Annotated in this window: 16 protein-coding genes; 10 read left to right on the plus strand and 6 right to left on the minus strand. The window is 54.3% G+C overall.

The annotated features are described in order from the left end of the window. Positions 1–21 precede the first annotated feature (21 nt). The 3 genes from waaA to coaD are packed head-to-tail and all read left to right on the plus strand — an operon-like array spanning position 22 to position 2,552. The gene (waaA, locus tag ACL2XM_RS21025; RefSeq protein WP_413721801.1) at positions 22–1,290 is read left to right on the plus strand and encodes a lipid IV(A) 3-deoxy-D-manno-octulosonic acid transferase; all 1,269 of its coding nucleotides are present in this window, start codon (positions 22–24) and stop codon (positions 1,288–1,290) included. After that, positions 1,291–2,070: a glycosyltransferase family 2 protein gene (locus ACL2XM_RS21030; protein WP_413721800.1), complete on the plus strand. Its 780-nt coding sequence runs from the start codon at positions 1,291–1,293 to the stop codon at positions 2,068–2,070. Beyond that, positions 2,070–2,552 carry a pantetheine-phosphate adenylyltransferase gene (gene coaD, locus ACL2XM_RS21035; RefSeq protein WP_410012743.1) on the plus strand — a complete coding sequence of 161 codons (483 nt, stop codon included), beginning with the start codon at positions 2,070–2,072 and terminating at the stop codon, positions 2,550–2,552. Before ACL2XM_RS21030 ends, coaD begins: the two co-directional genes overlap by 1 nt. A 1-nt stretch (position 2,553) precedes the next feature. Here coaD and mutM read toward each other — a convergent pair whose 3' ends face one another. From mutM to radC, 4 genes are all read right to left on the minus strand, one after another. Further along, positions 2,554–3,363 carry a bifunctional DNA-formamidopyrimidine glycosylase/DNA-(apurinic or apyrimidinic site) lyase gene (mutM, locus tag ACL2XM_RS21040; RefSeq protein ID WP_410012744.1) on the minus strand — a complete coding sequence of 270 codons (810 nt, stop codon included), beginning with the start codon at positions 3,361–3,363 and terminating at the stop codon, positions 2,554–2,556. Positions 3,364–3,526: 163 nt separating this feature from the next. Further along, complete coding sequence (rpmG, locus tag ACL2XM_RS21045) at positions 3,527–3,694, minus strand: 50S ribosomal protein L33 (protein WP_012882902.1); 168 nt, start codon at positions 3,692–3,694, stop codon at positions 3,527–3,529. A gap of 11 nt (positions 3,695–3,705) precedes the next feature. Then, entirely contained in the window at positions 3,706–3,942 is a 237-nt protein-coding gene (gene rpmB, locus ACL2XM_RS21050; RefSeq protein ID WP_132924257.1) for a 50S ribosomal protein L28, read from the minus strand. Positions 3,943–4,182: 240 nt separating this feature from the next. Further along, a complete protein-coding gene (gene radC / locus ACL2XM_RS21055; RefSeq protein WP_410012745.1) occupies positions 4,183–4,869 on the minus strand; it encodes a RadC family protein in 687 nt (228 codons plus the stop codon). A gap of 186 nt (positions 4,870–5,055) precedes the next feature. Between radC and coaBC the strand changes: the two genes are divergently transcribed. The 3 genes from coaBC (at position 5,056) to slmA (ending at position 7,430) form a co-directional block, all read left to right on the plus strand. Next, positions 5,056–6,270: a bifunctional phosphopantothenoylcysteine decarboxylase/phosphopantothenate--cysteine ligase CoaBC gene (gene coaBC, locus ACL2XM_RS21060; protein ID WP_413721799.1), complete on the plus strand. Its 1,215-nt coding sequence runs from the start codon at positions 5,056–5,058 to the stop codon at positions 6,268–6,270. Continuing rightward, positions 6,248–6,706 (plus strand): dUTP diphosphatase, encoded by a 459-nt coding sequence (gene dut / locus ACL2XM_RS21065; protein WP_410012747.1) that lies wholly within the window; start codon positions 6,248–6,250, stop codon positions 6,704–6,706. Before coaBC ends, dut begins: the two co-directional genes overlap by 23 nt. A gap of 127 nt (positions 6,707–6,833) precedes the next feature. Continuing rightward, a complete protein-coding gene (gene slmA / locus ACL2XM_RS21070; RefSeq protein WP_410012748.1) occupies positions 6,834–7,430 on the plus strand; it encodes a nucleoid occlusion factor SlmA in 597 nt (198 codons plus the stop codon). A 93-nt stretch (positions 7,431–7,523) separates the two neighbouring features. Here the strand turns inward: slmA and pyrE are convergent, their stop codons facing one another. Both pyrE and rph read right to left on the minus strand, forming a co-directional pair. After that, a complete protein-coding gene (gene pyrE, locus ACL2XM_RS21075; protein ID WP_413731541.1) occupies positions 7,524–8,165 on the minus strand; it encodes an orotate phosphoribosyltransferase in 642 nt (213 codons plus the stop codon). Positions 8,166–8,217: 52 nt separating this feature from the next. Continuing rightward, positions 8,218–8,934: a ribonuclease PH gene (gene rph / locus ACL2XM_RS21080; protein ID WP_413731542.1), complete on the minus strand. Its 717-nt coding sequence runs from the start codon at positions 8,932–8,934 to the stop codon at positions 8,218–8,220. A gap of 127 nt (positions 8,935–9,061) precedes the next feature. Between rph and ACL2XM_RS21085 the strand changes: the two genes are divergently transcribed. From ACL2XM_RS21085 to ACL2XM_RS21100, 4 genes are all read left to right on the plus strand, one after another. After that, positions 9,062–9,925 carry a YicC/YloC family endoribonuclease gene (locus ACL2XM_RS21085; RefSeq protein ID WP_413721797.1) on the plus strand — a complete coding sequence of 288 codons (864 nt, stop codon included), beginning with the start codon at positions 9,062–9,064 and terminating at the stop codon, positions 9,923–9,925. 437 nt (positions 9,926–10,362) lie between these two features. After that, positions 10,363–12,876 carry an NACHT domain-containing protein gene (locus ACL2XM_RS21090; protein WP_413731543.1) on the plus strand — a complete coding sequence of 838 codons (2,514 nt, stop codon included), beginning with the start codon at positions 10,363–10,365 and terminating at the stop codon, positions 12,874–12,876. Next, positions 12,833–14,397, plus strand: a protein-coding gene (locus tag ACL2XM_RS21095; protein WP_413730138.1) for an IS3 family transposase whose coding sequence is annotated in 2 segments (ribosomal slippage) — positions 12,833–13,289 and positions 13,289–14,397 — 1,566 coding nt in all. Because the reading frame shifts where the segments join, the coding sequence is not laid out codon by codon here. Before ACL2XM_RS21090 ends, ACL2XM_RS21095 begins: the two co-directional genes overlap by 44 nt. An 81-nt stretch (positions 14,398–14,478) precedes the next feature. Continuing rightward, positions 14,479–16,944, plus strand: a complete 2,466-nt coding sequence (locus ACL2XM_RS21100; RefSeq protein ID WP_413731545.1) for a hypothetical protein — start codon at positions 14,479–14,481, stop codon at positions 16,942–16,944. The last annotated feature ends 45 nt before the right edge of the window (positions 16,945–16,989 follow it).

Genomic DNA, 16,989 nt, shown 5'->3' on the forward strand with positions numbered 1-16,989 from the left:
GCCTTACTATAGCTAACTATAATGATCTATAACATACTCATCTATCTTATCCAGCCGCTGATATGGATTCGGTTATTATGGCGCAGCCGTAAGGCGCCGGCATATCGCCGCCGCTGGGCTGAACGCTACGGATATTGCCAGGGCAAGGTAAAACCCGGCGGCATTATGCTGCATTCGGTATCGGTCGGCGAGACCCTGGCGGCGATACCTTTGGTACGCGCACTGCGCCACCGTTACCCATTTTTGCCCATTACCGTCACCACCATGACGCCCACCGGCTCGGAGCGGGTCCAGTCCGCCTTCGGCAAGGATGTGCACCATGTTTATTTGCCCTACGATCTGCCGGGGGCCATGAACCGTTTCCTGAACCAGGTGAATCCCAAGCTGGTTATCGTGATGGAAACCGAACTTTGGCCTAACCTGATCAAAGCCCTGCACAAACGTAAAATCCCCCTGGTGGTCGCCAACGCGCGTTTATCCGCCCGCTCCGCCGCCGGTTACAAAAAATTCAGCACGTTTATCGCCCGGATCATGGAGCGGATTACGCTTATCGCCGCGCAAACCCAGGAAGACGGCGACCGCTTTCTGCAACTGGGGCTGAAACGAAACCAGCTGGCCGTCACCGGCAGCCTGAAATTCGATATATCAGTCACCCCGGAACTGGCGGCGCGGGCGCTGACGCTGCGGCGCCAGTGGGCGTCGCGCCGCCCGGTATGGATTGCCACCAGCACCCACGAAGGTGAGGAAACCCTTCTCCTGCAGGCCCATCGCCAGCTGCTGGCCGCCTTTCCCGATCTGCTGCTGATCCTGGTGCCGCGCCATCCGGAACGCTTCCCGGTGGCGCGGGAAATGACGCAAAAGGCCGGTTTAACCTCGATATTACGCAGCTCCGGCGATATTCCCGCTCATGATACGCAGGTGGTGATCGGCGACACCATGGGCGAGCTGATGCTGCTGTACGGTATTGCCGATCTGGCCTTTGTCGGCGGCAGCCTGGTCGAGCGCGGCGGCCATAATCCGCTGGAGGCCGCGGCCCATGCCATCCCGGTGCTGATGGGCCCCCATACCATCAATTTCAAGGACATCTGCGGCAAGCTTGCCGAAGCCGGGGGATTGATTACCGTGACCGACGTCCCGACGCTGGTCAAGGAAATCACTACCCTGTTGACCGACGAAGATTATCGCCTGTATTACGGCCGTCACGCGGTGGAAGTGTTGCACCAAAACCAGGGCGCCCTGCAGCGGCTGCTACACTTGCTGGAGCCATACCTGCCACAGCGGAGTCAATAAATGCCGTCGCAAACGCGTCTGTCGGTGGTGCTCATTACCCATAACGAAGCCGGGCTGCTGCCGGACTGCCTGGCATCGGTGCAATGGGCGGACGAAATCGTGGTGCTGGACTCATCCAGCACCGACTCGACGCGCCACATCGCCCTGCAGGCCGGCGCCCGGGTTTTTGAAGCCGAAGGGTGGCCGGGCTTCGGTAAACAGCGCCAGCGCGCGCAGGGGTACGCCACCGGGGATTTTATCCTGATGCTCGACGCCGATGAACGGGTAACACCCGGCCTCAAGCGCGCCATTGAACAGATAATCCGCCTGCCCCCCCAACCTGATACCGTTTACAGCTGCGCGCGCTCCAACCTGTTTCTCGGCCGCTTTATGCGCCACAGCGGCTGGTATCCGGATCGGGTGGTACGGCTGTATGCCCGCGAACACTTTCGCTACAACGATAATCCGGTGCATGAATCCCTGGATATCGGCAGCGCGCGGGTCGTCAAACTTGAAGGTTGCCTGCAACATCTTACCTGCCGCGATCTGATGGCCTTCCAGCGCAAACAGCTGCAATATGCCGAGGCCTGGGCGCTTGAGCGCCACCGGCAAAATAAAAAATGTGGTTTTTTCGCCATCATCGGACATACGCTCGGCGCGTTTATCAAGACCTGGCTGCTCCGCGCCGGTTTTCTGGACGGCAAGCAGGGTTTGTTGCTGGCAATAGTGAACGCGCAGTATACATTTAATAAGTATGCCGCCCTGTGGGCGCTTGGCCGCACTATCAAGAGAGAAGCCTGATGACAACCAAAGCCATTTATCCGGGCACCTTTGATCCGCTCACCAATGGCCATCTCGATTTGGTGACCCGCGCCGCGAAGATGTTCGACCACGTGATCTTGGCCATTGCCTACAGTCCGAGCAAAAAGCCGCTGTTTTCCCTTGAGGAACGCGTCGACCTGGCCCGGCAGGTTACCGGCCATTTGCCCAACGTCGAGGTTATTGGTTTTAGCGATCTGATGGCCAACTTTGCCCGCCAGCAGCAGGCCAATATCCTGGTGCGCGGACTGCGGGCGGTATCGGATTTCGAATATGAAATGCAGCTGGCCAAGATGAACCAGCACCTGATGCCGGAACTGGAAAGCGTGTTCCTGATGCCGGCCCAGGCGTGGTCTTATATCTCATCGACGCTGGTCAAAGAGGTCGCCCTGCACGGCGGCAACGTCGATCATTTCCTGCCGGACCCTATCGCCCGGGAAGTTAACGCGCGCCTGCAGCCCTGACTCAATGCTGGCAGTGGGGGCAAAAGAAGGTGCTGCGCTGGCCGTGCTTCGCCGTCTGGATCGGTGTCCCGCATACCCGGCAGCTTTCTCCCCCGCGCCCATAGACCTGCAGTTCCTGCACAAAATAGCCGGGCTTGCCGTCCGTTTGCATAAAATCGCGCAGCGTGGTGCCGCCCTGCGCTATAGAACGCAGCAATACCGCCTTGATGGTTTCCGCCAGCAGCCCGGACTCGGCCTCGGTCAGCGAACCGGCGGGGCGCCCGGGCAGGATGCCCGCCACAAACAGCGACTCGCTGGCATAGATATTGCCCACGCCCACCACCAGTTTATTATCCATCAGCCAGGGTTTGACCGGCGTGCGCTTATTGCGTGATTTGCCGAACAGCCAGCGGCCGTTAAATTCATCGCTCAGCGGCTCCGGCCCCAGATGCGCGAGCACGCGGCTGGTGGCCAGATCGGCGCTCCACAGCCAGGCGCCGAAACGCCTGGGGTCGGTATAGCGGATGGTGCAGCCGTTGCTCATCAGCAGATCCACATGGTCATGTTTTTCCGGCGCCGCCGGCTGAGGCAAGACACGCAGGCTGCCGGACATACCCAGGTGGATAATGATCCAGCCGTCGCCAAGCTCCAGCAGCAGATATTTGGCCCGCCGCTGCACGCTGATGACCAGACGGTCGCGCAGGGCGATGATTTCGTCGGACACCGGCCAGCGCAGGCGCGCGTTGCGCACCACCGCCCGGACAATATGCTGACCGGCGACCCAAGGCTCTATGCCGCGCCGGCTGGTTTCCACCTCGGGTAGTTCTGGCATATACCACCTGTTGTTTTTTTAATGCCGCGCAGGCACATGTTGCTCAGGTAAAATAACATGATGATAAAGAGCGCGAAGCACAATGGCCCTTTTCAACAAAACGCCTGCAAAACACGTCATAAAAAAACCCGGCCGGGGCCGGGTTTTTTGCAATCCGCTAAAATTATTTGATTTTAGCTTCTTTGTAAAGTACGTGCTGGCGTACAACCGGATCGAATTTTTTCAATTCCAACTTTTCCGGTTTGGTACGTTTATTCTTCGTAGTGGTATAGTAGTGACCAGTACCAGCAGAAGAAACCAGCTTGATCTTCTCGCGAACACCTTTAGCCATGATTCAGTTCCTTAATACTTTTCACCGCGGGCACGCAAATCGGTCAAGACCGTTTCGATGCCCTTCTTATCAATCACACGCATACCTTTAGCAGATACACGCAGCGTAACAAAGCGTTTTTCGCTCTCAACCCAAAAACGGTGAGAGTGCAGGTTAGGCAGAAAACGGCGTTTGGTCGCATTCATTGCGTGGGAGCGGTTGTTGCCGCTCACCGGGCGCTTGCCGGTAACTTGGCAGACTCGGGACATGTCTATTCTCCAAAAATCTAATCAGCTCGAGCTTCGTAAAAAGGTGTTAGCCGCCTCGTCAGGCTTTAGAGCCCATCTCAGCACATTCACTGAGGAGAGACTTTCAACAGATTTAAATCTGCTGAGATAGGCTCTCAACGCTACACCCAGGATTCTCAAAGGTGGCGTAGTATACGCTTTGAAGCGCAAGTGCTCAAGTCCCGCGCAACTAAAGATCCCGGAGGATCGCAGGAAAGCGTCTCACAACCACCCTTTTTCGGCAAAAGAGACGTATTCTCCCGCCCCAATGACCAAATGATCGAGTACCCGGATATCCAGGAACAAGCACGCTTTGACCACCAGATCGGTTACATCCCGATCGGCGCGGCTGGGTTCGGCTTTTCCCGACGGATGATTGTGCGCTAAAATTATCGCCGCCGCATTGACTTTAAGCGCCTCGCGCAGGATTTCACGCGGATGCACCTCAACGCTGTTCACCGTGCCCTGGAACATCTCCTGATGGCTAATCAGGCGGTGCTGGTTATCCAGGAACATGACCACGAAGACTTCGCGCTCCCGGCGCGCCAGTAATAATTGCAGGTAGCCGCGGGTGATCTCCGGGCTGGTCATGGCGTTTTCGCGCATCAGATGGGAGCAATAAAAACGATGCGCCATCTCGCCAATGGCCTGCAACTGGGCGTATTTAGAATTGCCCAGTCCCTTGACGGCGCAAAGGGTCTGCCGGTCCGCCGTGATGAGTTTATGGACGGAGCCGAACCGCGCCAGCAGGCTTTCGGCATATTGCATAACGTGCATGCCCGGCACGCCGGTACGCAGGAACAGCGCCAGCAGCTCCGCATCGCTGAGCATTGCCGGGCCGAACAACAGTAATTTCTCGCGCGGCGCCAGTTTATCGCGCCATCCTTTCACCTTATGCTGCTCTTCCATCCGCCCGCCTCCATTCATCCGCCCGCCTATCATGCCACCATGCGCGGCCCGGCTCGACGCGATAAGAGAGAAGTTGCGGCCGGCGCTGCAATTTAACACTGGGTGCTTCTTGACGAGAGAGATGCCTGTTCTCGGAAGGGTTATGATAAAATGTTTTTTACTTAAGCTTACAAGCGGACAACCGAAATGACGGAACTTGCCGGCAAGCATATTGTGCTGGGTGTGAGCGGTGGCATCGCAGCCTATAAAAGCCCTGAACTCGTGCGCCGTCTGCGCGACAGGGGAGCGGATGTGCGGGTGGTCATGACGCCCGCGGCCAAAGCGTTTATTACTCCGCTGACAATGCAGGCGGTATCGGGCCATACTGTTTCCGACGATCTGCTCGACCCCGCCGCCGAAGCGGCCATGGGCCATATCGAGCTGGGCAAATGGGCGGATCTGGTCCTGATTGCCCCCGCCAGCGCCGATCTGATGGCCCGTATCGCCGCGGGCATGGCCAACGATTTGCTCACTACCGTTTGCCTGGCCACCGCCGCCAGGATCGCCATAGCGCCGGCCATGAACCAGCAAATGTACCGGGCGCCGGCTACCCAGGCCAACCTGCGCACCCTGGAGTCCCGCGGCGTATTGCTCTGGGGCCCGGATATCGGCAGCCAGGCCTGCGGCGATATCGGCCCGGGCAGGATGCTCGATCCCACGGATCTGGTCGATCTGGCGCGCCGGCATTTTACCGTCGATCGCTCGTTGGAACATCTCAATATCATGGTGACCGCCGGCCCCACCCGCGAAGCCCTCGATCCGGTGCGCTATATCAGCAACCATAGCTCCGGCAAGATGGGTTACGCCATTGCCATGGCGGCGGCCCGGAAAGGCGCCCACGTCACGCTGGTGACCGGCCCGGTGAATTTACCCACGCCGGCCGGCGTCTGGCGCGTCAATGTCACCACCGCGCAGGAAATGCAGGATGCGGTGATGAAAGACATCGGCAATCAGCACATCTTTATCGGCTGCGCCGCCGTGGCGGATTACCGCGCGGCCGAGCCGGCGGAGGAAAAAATCAAAACCCGGGGTGAGGAAATCACCATCAGGATGATCAAGAACCCGGATATCGTGGCAAGCGTCGGCGCGCTAACGCAACATCGTCCCTATGTGGTCGGATTTGCCGCTGAAACCCAGAATATGGAAGAATACGCCCGGCGCAAACGCGCGGCGAAAAATATGGATTTGATTTGCGCCAATGATGTTTCCCAGCCGGGACAGGGTTTTAACAGCGAGACCAACGCGCTGCATCTGTTTTGGCAAGACGGGGATACCCGGTTACCGCTAAGCGATAAGTCCCTGCTTGGTCAACGTTTAATTGACGAGATTGTCAGCCGTTATGATGAAAAAAATCGACCTTAAGATCCTCGATAGCCGCATAGGCGATCGTTTCCCCTTGCCCGCCTATGCCACGACGGGCTCCGCCGGGCTGGATTTACGCGCCTGTATCGACGACGCCGTGGTGCTGGCGCCCGGTGAAACCACCCTTATCCCCACCGGCCTGGCGGTACATATCGCCGATACCGGCCTGGCGGCAGTGGTGCTGCCCCGTTCAGGGCTGGGCCATAAGCACGGCATCGTGCTGGGCAATCTGGTGGGGCTCATCGATTCGGATTACCAGGGACCGCTGATGGTGTCCGTCTGGAATCGCGGCCAGCATGTGTTCACCATCGAACCGGGAGAACGCCTGGCGCAAATGGTGTTTGTACCCATCGTCCAGGTGGAATTCAACGTCGTCGACGAGTTTACCGCCAGCTCCCGCGGGGAAGGCGGTTTCGGCCATTCCGGCCGCCAGTAGGCGTTAACGGGCGGATCTTCCCCGGCATCGACAATTCACTCTTTTAACGCCGTAACACATCATGCTGTTACGGCCGATGCCTGATGTTAATTCATTATTGATGTTGTTACTCAGGGACCTATTCGGCATGGTAGAAAAAAAGAATACGAAACGTAATCGCCGCGAGGAGATTCTTCAGGCATTGGCGCAAATGCTTGAATCCGGCGACGGTAGCCAACGTATCACCACCGCCAAGCTGGCGGCCACCGTCGGCGTTTCGGAAGCGGCGCTGTATCGCCACTTTCCCAGCAAAACGCGGATGTTCGACAGCCTGATTGAGTTTATCGAAGATAGCCTGATTTCCCGTATCAACCTGATCCTGCAAGATGAAAAGGACACCCTTAATCGTCTGCGCCTGATTCTGCAGCTGATCCTGGGTTTTGCCGAACGCAACCCGGGGCTGACCCGCATCATGACCGGTCATGCGCTGATGTTTGAGCAGGACCGGTTGCAGGGCCGGATTAACCAGCTGTATGAGCGTATCGAAGTGCAGCTGCGCCAGGTGCTGCGCGAGCGGAAATTGCGGGAAGGACAGGCGTTTGAACTGGATGAGGCCCTGCTGGCCAGCCAGCTGCTGGCGTACTGCGAGGGCATGCTATCGCGTTTCGTGCGTACTGAGTTCCGCTATTCGCCGATGCATGAGTTCGACGTGCGCTGGCCGCTGTTGGTGGCCCAGCTGCGCTGAGCGGGTCCAGCCGCGCTTTTCGGCGCTGAGCCCTTAGCGCGCGGCATGGTCCGGCGGCAGCCGATTGATAACTATTCTGCCCGCCGGGTTAACTTAGACACCATATTGACGCTGATAGGCGCGCACCGCCGCCAGGTGGTCGGCCATTTCGCTTTTCTCTTCCAGGTAATCGATAAGATCGCGCAGCGTGACGATAGCGATCACCCGGCAATGGTAATCGCGTTCCACTTCCTGTATCGCCGAGATCTCGGCCCGGCCTTTTTCCTGCCGGTCGAGAGAGATCAGCACGCCGGCCAGCTGCGCCTTATGGGCCTCGATAATCGCCATGGATTCGCGGATGGCGGTGCCGGCGGTGATAACGTCGTCCACCAGCATAATCTTGCCCTGCAGCGGGCTGCCGACCAGGCTGCCGCCTTCGCCGTGGTTCTTGGCTTCCTTGCGGTTGAAGCAGTAGGGCACGTCGCGCTCAAAGTGTTCCGCCAGCGCCACGACCGTGGTGGTGGCGATGGGGATGCCTTTATAGGCCGGACCGAACACCAAATCAAAATCGATGCCGGAATCCATCAGCGCGGCGGCGTAAAAACGCCCGAGCAGCGCCAGGTCGCGACCGGTATTAAACAGTCCGGCGTTAAAAAAATAAGGACTTATCCGGCCCGACTTCAGCGTAAATTCGCCGAATTTCAAGACCTGTTTATTTAAAGCAAACTCGATAAACTCACGCTGATACGCTTTCACGGCTACCACTCCTCACAACGGGGCGACTAACGCCGCCCGATATTACCGGCCTTTACCCGGCCAGGGCGGCCTTTTGCGCCTGGATTAACGTTTCTATGCCGCCGCGGGCCAGCTCCAGCAGGGTGATGAGCTCTTCCTGGCTGAAGGGTTCGCCTTCGGCGGTGCCCTGCACTTCAATCATGCGGCCGTCTTCCATCATCACCACATTCATGTCGGTTTCGGCGATCGAGTCTTCCACATATTCCAGATCGCAGCGCGCTTCTCCCGCCACGATGCCGACGGAGATAGCCGCGACAAATCCCTTAAACGGGCTGGTCTTGAGCTGGCCCTTTTTCTGCATTACCGCCAGGGCGTCGGCCAGCGCCACGCAGGCGCCGGTAATGGACGCGGTGCGGGTGCCGCCGTCGGCCTGCAACACATCGCAGTCGAGGGTAATGGTATATTCGCCAAGCTTCTTCAAGTCCACCGCGGCGCGCAGCGAGCGCGCAATCAGGCGCTGGATTTCCAGGGTGCGGCCGCCCTGCTTGCCGCGGGACGCCTCGCGGGCGTTACGGGTATGGGTGGCGCGCGGCAGCATGCCGTACTCGGCGGTGATCCAGCCCTGGCCCTGGCCTTTCAGAAAACGCGGCACGCCCTCCTCCACCGTGGCGGTGCACAGCACCCGGGTCTCGCCGAATTCAATCAGCACCGAACCTTCGGCGTGCTTGGTAAAATGGCGGGTAATGGTGACGGGACGGACTTGCTGAATGTTTCTGCCTGCTGGACGCATGGCTCTCTCCGGGCTGGTATTTCGTGTATTGGCTGCGCATTATACGGTCTTCGGGACCATATGCCTATCATGCCCGGCCATGCGACGGTATAATCCCCCCAACTTTTTTATCGAGACGGGTACGCATATGATCCGCAGTATGACCGCATTCGCACGGCGCGAAGTTAAAGGTGATTGGGGCAACGCCGCCTGGGAGCTGCGCTCCGTTAATCAACGCTATCTGGAAACCTATATTCGTTTACCGGAGCAGTTTCGCGGCCTGGAGCCTGCCATCAGGGAACGCACCCGCACCCGCCTCACCCGCGGCAAGATTGAATGCAACCTGCGTTTCGAGGTCAATCCCAATACGCAAAGCGCGCTGATTTTAAACCAGCCGCTGGCCAAGCAGCTGGTGGAAGCGGCCCAATGGGTCAAGATGCAAAGCGACGAAGGCGAAATCGACCCGATGGAAATCCTGCGCTGGCCCGGCGTGATGGCGGCCGAAGAGCAGGATCTGGACGCCATCGGCGCGGAGCTGCTGGCCGCCCTGGATGCCGCCCTCGATGACTTTATCCTCGCCCGCGAATCCGAAGGCGCGGCGATTAAAATCATGATTGAGCAACGCCTGGCCGGCGTCAGCGCCGAAGTGGCCAAAGTGCGCCAGCAGATGCCCGATATCCTGGTATGGCAGCGCGAGCGCCTGCTGGCCAAAATGGAAGACGCGCAGGTACAGCTGGAAAACAACCGCCTGGAGCAGGAGCTGGTGCTGCTGGCCCAGCGGGTGGACGTCTCCGAGGAGCTGGACCGCCTGGATGCCCATGTCAAGGAAACCTATAATATCCTGACCAAGCAAGAAGCCGTCGGCCGCCGCCTGGACTTTATGATGCAGGAATTTAACCGCGAGTCGAATACGCTGGGCTCGAAGTCGATTAATGCCAGCGTGACGACGTCGGCGATTGAACTGAAGGTGCTGATTGAACAGATGCGGGAGCAGATACAGAATATCGAATAATTTCTGCTGACATCCTCTGAATGCCGCAATGCCCTGTTTTCAGGGCATTTTTATTGCCACTAACGTCCAGTTCGCTTTTGATCTGCGCCCCGGGTACTGGACAATCTCATCTGAACTGATGGTCGGCTATGTGCCAAGAGCAGACGTTGAGTGTATCCTGCCATGTTGATCAGGTCGAAGGGAAAATGCTAATTGCTTATTGCTATACAAATGCACAAGATAAGAATTTTTACGAGTCCAACTGCGTTAAACATTCTGCATAGATATCCACCAAGTTTAGTAAATACACATTTGACTAAAAGGCGCTGCATTTATTAGCAAGAATCCCGCCATGGCCTTCGACGGCAGTTAACCAATTCGTTATTATATAAACCCAACGGCATTGTCTGCCGGATGTTCGAAATCCCCAAACCGTTTAACATGAAAAGCAGGTGAACATGGAATTGGATGAAATAACAGAAACGGCGATGACTTCACCTGCGAATCACGTACCAGATTTTGTGGCCGTACGTTCTGTTACGATGACGTTGCCTTTTGCTGAGCTGACTTGGGAAAACTTCGAAAAACTCTGCTATCGGTTAGCGGGGAAGGATGCGGATGTTGAGTCACACAGCCTGTATGGCAGAACAGGCCAGGCCCAGCAGGGAATCGATATCTTCGCGAGGAAGCGCAACGGGCGATACAACACCTGGCAAGCAAAACGCTATAAAAAATACACGCATAACGATCTTAACAGTGCTTGTGCGACATTTCTGTCAGGCGGATGGGCGGGCAAAACGGACATCTTTTATATTGCCGTACAATGTCCTGTTGATGATGTAAACCTTCAAGACGCCATTGAAAAACAGGCTGAGAACTTTCATGCGCGGAATATTGTGTTAAAAGTTCTGGGCGGGCATGACTTGTGCACCGACCTGCGTGACCATACGGATATCGTTCTGGAATTTTTTGGACGAGAATGCGCAAAACAATTTTTTGGCGATACTGTCAGTCAGGATCTTCTTAATAAGCTTGATGGCGGGGAAATCCAGAAAGTCAGATCGCAACTGCTGAGGGTCTACCAAGCGGGATTTGAGCTACTTGATAAAATCCCGGTCAATGCCCCAACGCCTTTTTCCGACCAGACGATTGAACCCATTTCTTTACTCGAACGTTTCTCCGCTCCCGATGTTTTATTGAGAGAAAACGTCAAGAATCATGCACCCGAAAAAAAACCTGCCGAAAAGAAAGTTCTCGCGCATGATCAGCAGTCGATTGAACCGCATCCGCAATCCCGGAGTGAAGAAAGCCGTCAGGCTGAACAATACCGACGAACCCCCATTCTGAGCTGGCTAGCGGAATCTGATCAGATTGCTGTTATTGGTCATGCCGGCACAGGAAAGAGCACAGTGCTGCGCTGTCTGGCGCTTGATCTGCTTGGGGAGCAGAATCATTTCACGCACGTGGCAAAAAAATGGGGACGCCATCTTCCCCTATTCATCTCATTCGCAAAATGGGTACGTCTGACGGAAGCGAATGGCGGTGTCGTGAGCATTAAAGCGTTAATCCGGGAAACGTGGCAGCAGCAGTTGACGGCAGATCTGGTTGCTTTGATCGATAAGGCGATTGATGAAAGCCGTGTGGTACTTTTTGTGGATGGCCTTGACGAGTGGGCTAACGAGCAGGCTGCACGTACCACGCTTCAGGCGATGCTGACTGTGGTTTCTGCACATCGCATTCCCATTCTGGTCAGTGCTCGCCCTGGGGGGCTGACAACCATTGGGGGCATTCCAGATAACTGGGCCGTGGGCGTACTTGCGCCTTTATCGAAAAGGCAGCAAACACAAATTGCCACCATCTGGTTTTCAAGAAACGTAGATCAACATCGCGATCCGGTTCAAAGCGCAGAGTCCGTACTCTGGCAGACAAACCGCTTTTTTGATGAGTTAAACAAGGGCCGTGGGCTGTCCACCCTGGCTGAAACACCACTACTGCTGTTGGGACTTATTGCTCTTGCTATCCGCCAGCTGGTTCTGCCTATTAACAAAGTTCAGGCTCTGAGTCAGCTCACTGAACTTCTATTAGAACGCCATCCTCACAGCCGTGCAACCGCTGCGGGAGATGTCGTTCCGCGCTTTTCACCTGCAGCTTCAAATGATGTGCGACGGGAAGCACTTGCCGCACTCGCTTTTAAAATCCGCTTTGAGGGTGGCGATGCCGGGTATCCCATTCATCTGGCCCGAAAATGCATTCAAACGTTTCTGACGGATCCTGAGGGGTTCAGCTATACGCAACGAGAAGCAATGGAAGTTGCCAATGAGATCCTGGCTGTGAACTCAGAAACCATGGGACTGCTGGTCGAAAAAGGACGTGCAGAAGTCGGATTTGTACATGCAAGTTTGGAAGAATATCTGGCATCGGTTCACATCCACGGCTGGCCCATTGAGCGTATTTTAGAGTTTGTCCGGGCCAATGCTAGCCACTTTCGCTGGAGAAGTGTTTTTGGCGATTTGATTGCAAGAAATAACCGGCGTTCCGAGGCAGAGAATATCGTCAGGGTTATTGCCGAACCTGAGAGTGATGCTGTCGGTGCATTGCAGCGCCGTTTACTGCTGGCTAATGTCGCGTTTGGCGGCGCTGAGATCAACAAGCCAACCGCCATCAGGCTTGCTGAGCAAAGTTTCAATATCATAACAGGTTCGGGCTGGATAGGGGAAAGGCGTGCGCATCTTGCCGCCACCTTTGAGGGGGTTTATAACACAACTCTCAGAGAAAAAGCCTCAACAGCTATCAGTAGCTGGGGCACCAAAAGCGCCGATTACCTGCATAACTTCTATCACACCTTATCAGCATCCCCCTGTGTCAGAGTAGTTGAGAAGATCCCTTTTTCGGGATTTCATTCTCAATCCAGGGGGCCGGAGCATCACCATGTCGCGTTTACCTCAGGCTCGCAAGGACGCCATTTTAAGTAAAATGCTTGCCCCTCATCCGCCGACCATCCGTGAATTGGCACAAAGAGAAGGGATTTCAGAAGCTACACTGTACAATTGGCGTAATCAGCTTCGCAAAGAAGGTCGCCCTGTGCCCGAACATGATCGCAGCAGTGAGAATTGGTCTGCGCAAACTAAATTCGCCGTCGTCGTCGAAACCTCGTCGATGTCGGAGATCGAGTTGAGCGAGTATTGCCGAGCCAAAGGTCTTTTCCCAGAGCAGGTTAAGCAGTGGCGCGAAATATCGATCCAGGCCCATGCAGAGCCAGGCGGTTTTAATGATGCGGCCAGCGCACAGCAGAATAAGGCCCAGCGTAAGCAAATTAAACGTCTTGAGCGCGAAGTCCTGCGTAAAGATAAAGCACTGGCGGAGGCAGCGGCATTACTGATCCTGCAAAAAAAAGTTCGCGCCCTTTGGGGCGACAACGAGGACGATTAACTCCTCTGGCGTACCGGGAACAGATCACCGCCTGGGTTCAGCAGGCGTGCAATGATGGCGCATCGTTGTACCGTTCTTGCGAGGGGGTAGGGATCTCTGTTCACAGTTGGTATCGGTGGCAACAGGATGGTGCTGTTATTGCGGATCAGCGTCCATTGATTGACCGCCCTGAGCCGGCCAACAAACTGAGCTCAACGGAACGCCAGTCGGTGTTGGCGGTATGCAATAGCGCGCGTTTCGACAGCGTTCCGCCGAGTCAGATCGTACCGATTCTGGCAGACGAGGGTTGCTACATGGCCTCTGAATCGACGATGTATCGGGTATTAAGAGAGGCGGGTCAAGTGCAGCATCGTGGACGTGCCGCCAAGGCTGTGCGCGTGGCAAAACCGACCAGCTTTACCGCCACCGCCCCTAACCAGGTCTGGATGTGGGACGTGACCTGGTTGCCGAGTAGTGTTAAGGGGCTGTATTATAAGCTGTATTTATTTGAAGACCTATTCAGTCGCTACCCGGTGGGTTGGGAAGTCCATGATGAAGAGACCGGCGAGCTGGCGGCAGATCTGCTACAACGATGTGTCCTGGGGCAGCGCTGTGCTATGCAACCCTTGGTACTGCACTCGGATAACGGTGCGCCGATGAAAAGTTATACGCTGAAGGCCAAGATGGAAGCCCTGGGTATAACGTCATCCTTTAGTCGGCCGCGGGTATCCAATGACAATCCGTACGCAGAATCAATCTTTCGTACATTGAAATATTGGCCGTCCTGGCCGCGCAAAGGATTTACCTCGATTGATGCTGCACGGCAGTGGGTGAAGCGCTTCATTGATTGGTATTGCCACGTCCACCGCCACAGCGGGATCAAATTCGTGACGCCGGCGCAGCGCCATCAGGGCAAGGATAAAGCCTTGCTGTTAAAGCGTCACCAAGTCTATCAAGCCGCCCGCGCTGCGTGCCCGGAACGGTGGCGAGGTGAGACAAGAAATTGGGGTTGGGACAAGGAAGTTCAACTCAATCCAGATCGGCCGTTGACACAAGAAAACGCCGAGAATTTACAGGCTGCATAAATCGCAATTTTATCTCAACATCTTTGACAAACACCGGCATGGCCGCATTCAGATGAAACGCTGAATATCCTTAAGCACGGTATGAAGGACGAAAGCTTCTACAATGCACGGCCTGCTGCTCATGTTCTTGCTTTAAAATACGCCGGAGATGCCGGGGTAGAGGAATGGTTACTGTCATTCTTTCGGGGTGATTCAGAATTAATGATCGTGGGGATAGCGTTAGAGACACTTGTGCTTGGATGGCCGAAAAATGGTGCATTACCTGCGCTGATTTCTTCTGCGGCAGCCTCAAAAGACCCACACCTGCGGCTCAGTGCGATTTTTTGCAAAGTGAAACTATCCATACATGATGATCAAGACCTGGATGCATTGTTGGATTTGCTTTGCTGGTATAGCCGCATCGATTATCACTGCAGAGATCTCGCTGGACAATGCCTAATATTGGGTTGGAAGGATAATGAGTCAGTCATTAAGAAATGCCTAGATTCGTTTAATAATACGTTTAGGAGAGGCGAAGGGATTGAAAAAGACATAGCGCAGCTATACCTCACAAACTGCAACGCGAAAAATACCGACGTCATTGCCTGGATTTTACGCGAACTGGAATCAAAACATCCCTTCGTGGCCCATTTCGGGCGGAGCTGGGAATGGTTGTTACGGTTTACTGAGGCAAATGAAGAGATCCGTGAAAAAGTCATTTCCACCATGTTGTCTGAAAGGATGGAGCACATAGAATATGTGTTGAATCCTGTCCTTAGTGAAATTGAAGATCCACGAATCAAACAGCACCTAATAAATAAGGTAAAAACTGCTAAAGGATTTAGAATTTTCTGGTTTTTAAGCCCCTTACTTCACAAGCGAAAGGCCGGCGACCACGAAGTGGATTCTCTTGTTAACGAAATTCTGCAATGGCCAGATGAAAGAAAGCGGCATATTGTCAGTTTATTCCCCCAAATGCTGGACAGGGAGGAATGCATTGAAGCTTTGATTAGGATTACCAAGACCACGGATGGCGTCAGGACAGACCTGCTCATGTCTGCTTTTACGCAACTTGATGTTGGTTCAGATACTGACATCACTGGCTTCCTGGTTACCCACTTTTTAACTGAGCCAGACAATAGGTACTCAGGCCTCAACAATTTGCTGTTGATCTGTCCGGATGAGCCAAGGTTAAAAGAATACGCGCTTTCAAAACTTGAAGATCGTAATCCGCCCCTTGCAATGATTGCCTCTACTTATCACAAACTGCCTGAAGTCCGTTTACAAATAGCGAAACATGTAGGGTCTCTTTCCGTTGCCATGCGCCATCAAATTATGGACGCTGCAGCCAGTGAATTCGATAGAAATGAGACTGCAGAAAAAATACTCAGCCGATATGACGATGAGGTTGACAGTCAGTTAAAAATCGAAGGTGCAATAAAATACCATCAGGCATTATTACCCGCAAACGTGGAGCGTCAAACGATTATTGACCGTTTGATATCAGATGCTCAGGTTGCAGCACCGGATTTTGAAGAGCGCCATGCAGCTGCTTTTGCGGGACTGGTGGCTTACGGCGCCGTAAACGAGTTTGTTCGCCTCGAATGGAATAATAAGCCATTAACTGTTTCACTGGGGCCATACAGCAGAGAATCTAAAGCCCTTTTAAGATTAGTTGCTGAGCACTGGGATGAAATTGATGTGTGTTTCGATAAAACATTTATGTCTCGAATTAGCGAAATAAATTCAGAAGACCATTTCTGGTCTCTCATATCCCCATATGTTGGTAGGAGTGCATCTTTACGAGAAAAGTTCATCGCTTACTGTGAAAATTCATCCCATGTTCTGGATACCCAGACTTTACAGTCACTCGCAAAGGAATTTCCAAAAAGTGATTTGCTTCAGAGGCACTGCATATCAGCCATTCGAGCGTTGGAAAAAGTAAAAACCAATGACACATGGTCGCTATACCAAAGCTACATCGAAGCTTCCTATATATTACGTGACCAATTTCCTGGCACGTCTGAGCTGACAGTTCAAATACTAAAAGTACTCCAGGATACTGATTATAGTCATGGCATTGCTGCTATGGCGATTTATGATCCTCACCATTCCAGCCTTGATAATCTTGTCGAAAAGGTTTTTCAAGAGGCAGAGTCTCAATTACAGTTTGTGACACCTATCATTCTTGGCTCAGCAAGATCTGACAGCCAGCAACTCGGTGTTATCGTCAAAAAAATGATAAACCGCCATGATCATGATCTGTGGGATTTTCAGGACAGAATTAACCAAGCACTCAAATTCAGGATGGGAAACGACGCGCATTTTGTCACATTGATGGGAGAATGGCTGGCATCGACCCCCACTGAAAGTGAAATTTCGAGTTTTTCTCGTTATCTGGCGTCCTCAGGAAAACTTGTCGAAGATACTCAGAAATTATGCCAGCATTATCTCAACGAGAGATATATCACTTCAGGAATCCCGGCTCATGGTTACGATGCCCTCTCTGACCTCATAAGACCTGTCACGCACTCCTTACTTGATGTGTTGGCAGGACCTATACACTAAAAACATGGAATGTGAGAGGCATAGAAATGATAGGAGTTTCTTTCA

The organism is Sodalis sp. RH20, assembly GCF_047324205.1.
Lineage (GTDB): Bacteria > Pseudomonadota > Gammaproteobacteria > Enterobacterales > Enterobacteriaceae > Acerihabitans.

Bases quoted from the DNA above. Each gene is read 5' to 3' on its own strand.
- ACL2XM_RS21030 (WP_413721800.1), top strand. From the start codon at position 1,291: ATGCCGTCGCAAACGCGTCTGTCGGTGGTGCTCATTACCCATAACGAA.
- waaA (WP_413721801.1), top strand. From the start codon at position 22: ATGATCTATAACATACTCATCTATCTTATCCAGCCGCTGATATGGATT.
- ACL2XM_RS21100 (WP_413731545.1), top strand. From the start codon at position 14,479: ATGAAGGACGAAAGCTTCTACAATGCACGGCCTGCTGCTCATGTTCTT.
- coaD (WP_410012743.1), top strand. From the start codon at position 2,070: ATGACAACCAAAGCCATTTATCCGGGCACCTTTGATCCGCTCACCAAT.
- mutM (WP_410012744.1), bottom strand. From the start codon at position 3,363: ATGCCAGAACTACCCGAGGTGGAAACCAGCCGGCGCGGCATAGAGCCT.
- rph (WP_413731542.1), bottom strand. From the start codon at position 8,934: ATGCGTCCAGCAGGCAGAAACATTCAGCAAGTCCGTCCCGTCACCATT.
- coaBC (WP_413721799.1), top strand. From the start codon at position 5,056: ATGACGGAACTTGCCGGCAAGCATATTGTGCTGGGTGTGAGCGGTGGC.
- rpmB (WP_132924257.1), bottom strand. From the start codon at position 3,942: ATGTCCCGAGTCTGCCAAGTTACCGGCAAGCGCCCGGTGAGCGGCAAC.
- ACL2XM_RS21085 (WP_413721797.1), top strand. From the start codon at position 9,062: ATGATCCGCAGTATGACCGCATTCGCACGGCGCGAAGTTAAAGGTGAT.
- dut (WP_410012747.1), top strand. From the start codon at position 6,248: ATGATGAAAAAAATCGACCTTAAGATCCTCGATAGCCGCATAGGCGAT.
- radC (WP_410012745.1), bottom strand. From the start codon at position 4,869: ATGGAAGAGCAGCATAAGGTGAAAGGATGGCGCGATAAACTGGCGCCG.
- ACL2XM_RS21090 (WP_413731543.1), top strand. From the start codon at position 10,363: ATGGAATTGGATGAAATAACAGAAACGGCGATGACTTCACCTGCGAAT.
- slmA (WP_410012748.1), top strand. From the start codon at position 6,834: ATGGTAGAAAAAAAGAATACGAAACGTAATCGCCGCGAGGAGATTCTT.
- rpmG (WP_012882902.1), bottom strand. From the start codon at position 3,694: ATGGCTAAAGGTGTTCGCGAGAAGATCAAGCTGGTTTCTTCTGCTGGT.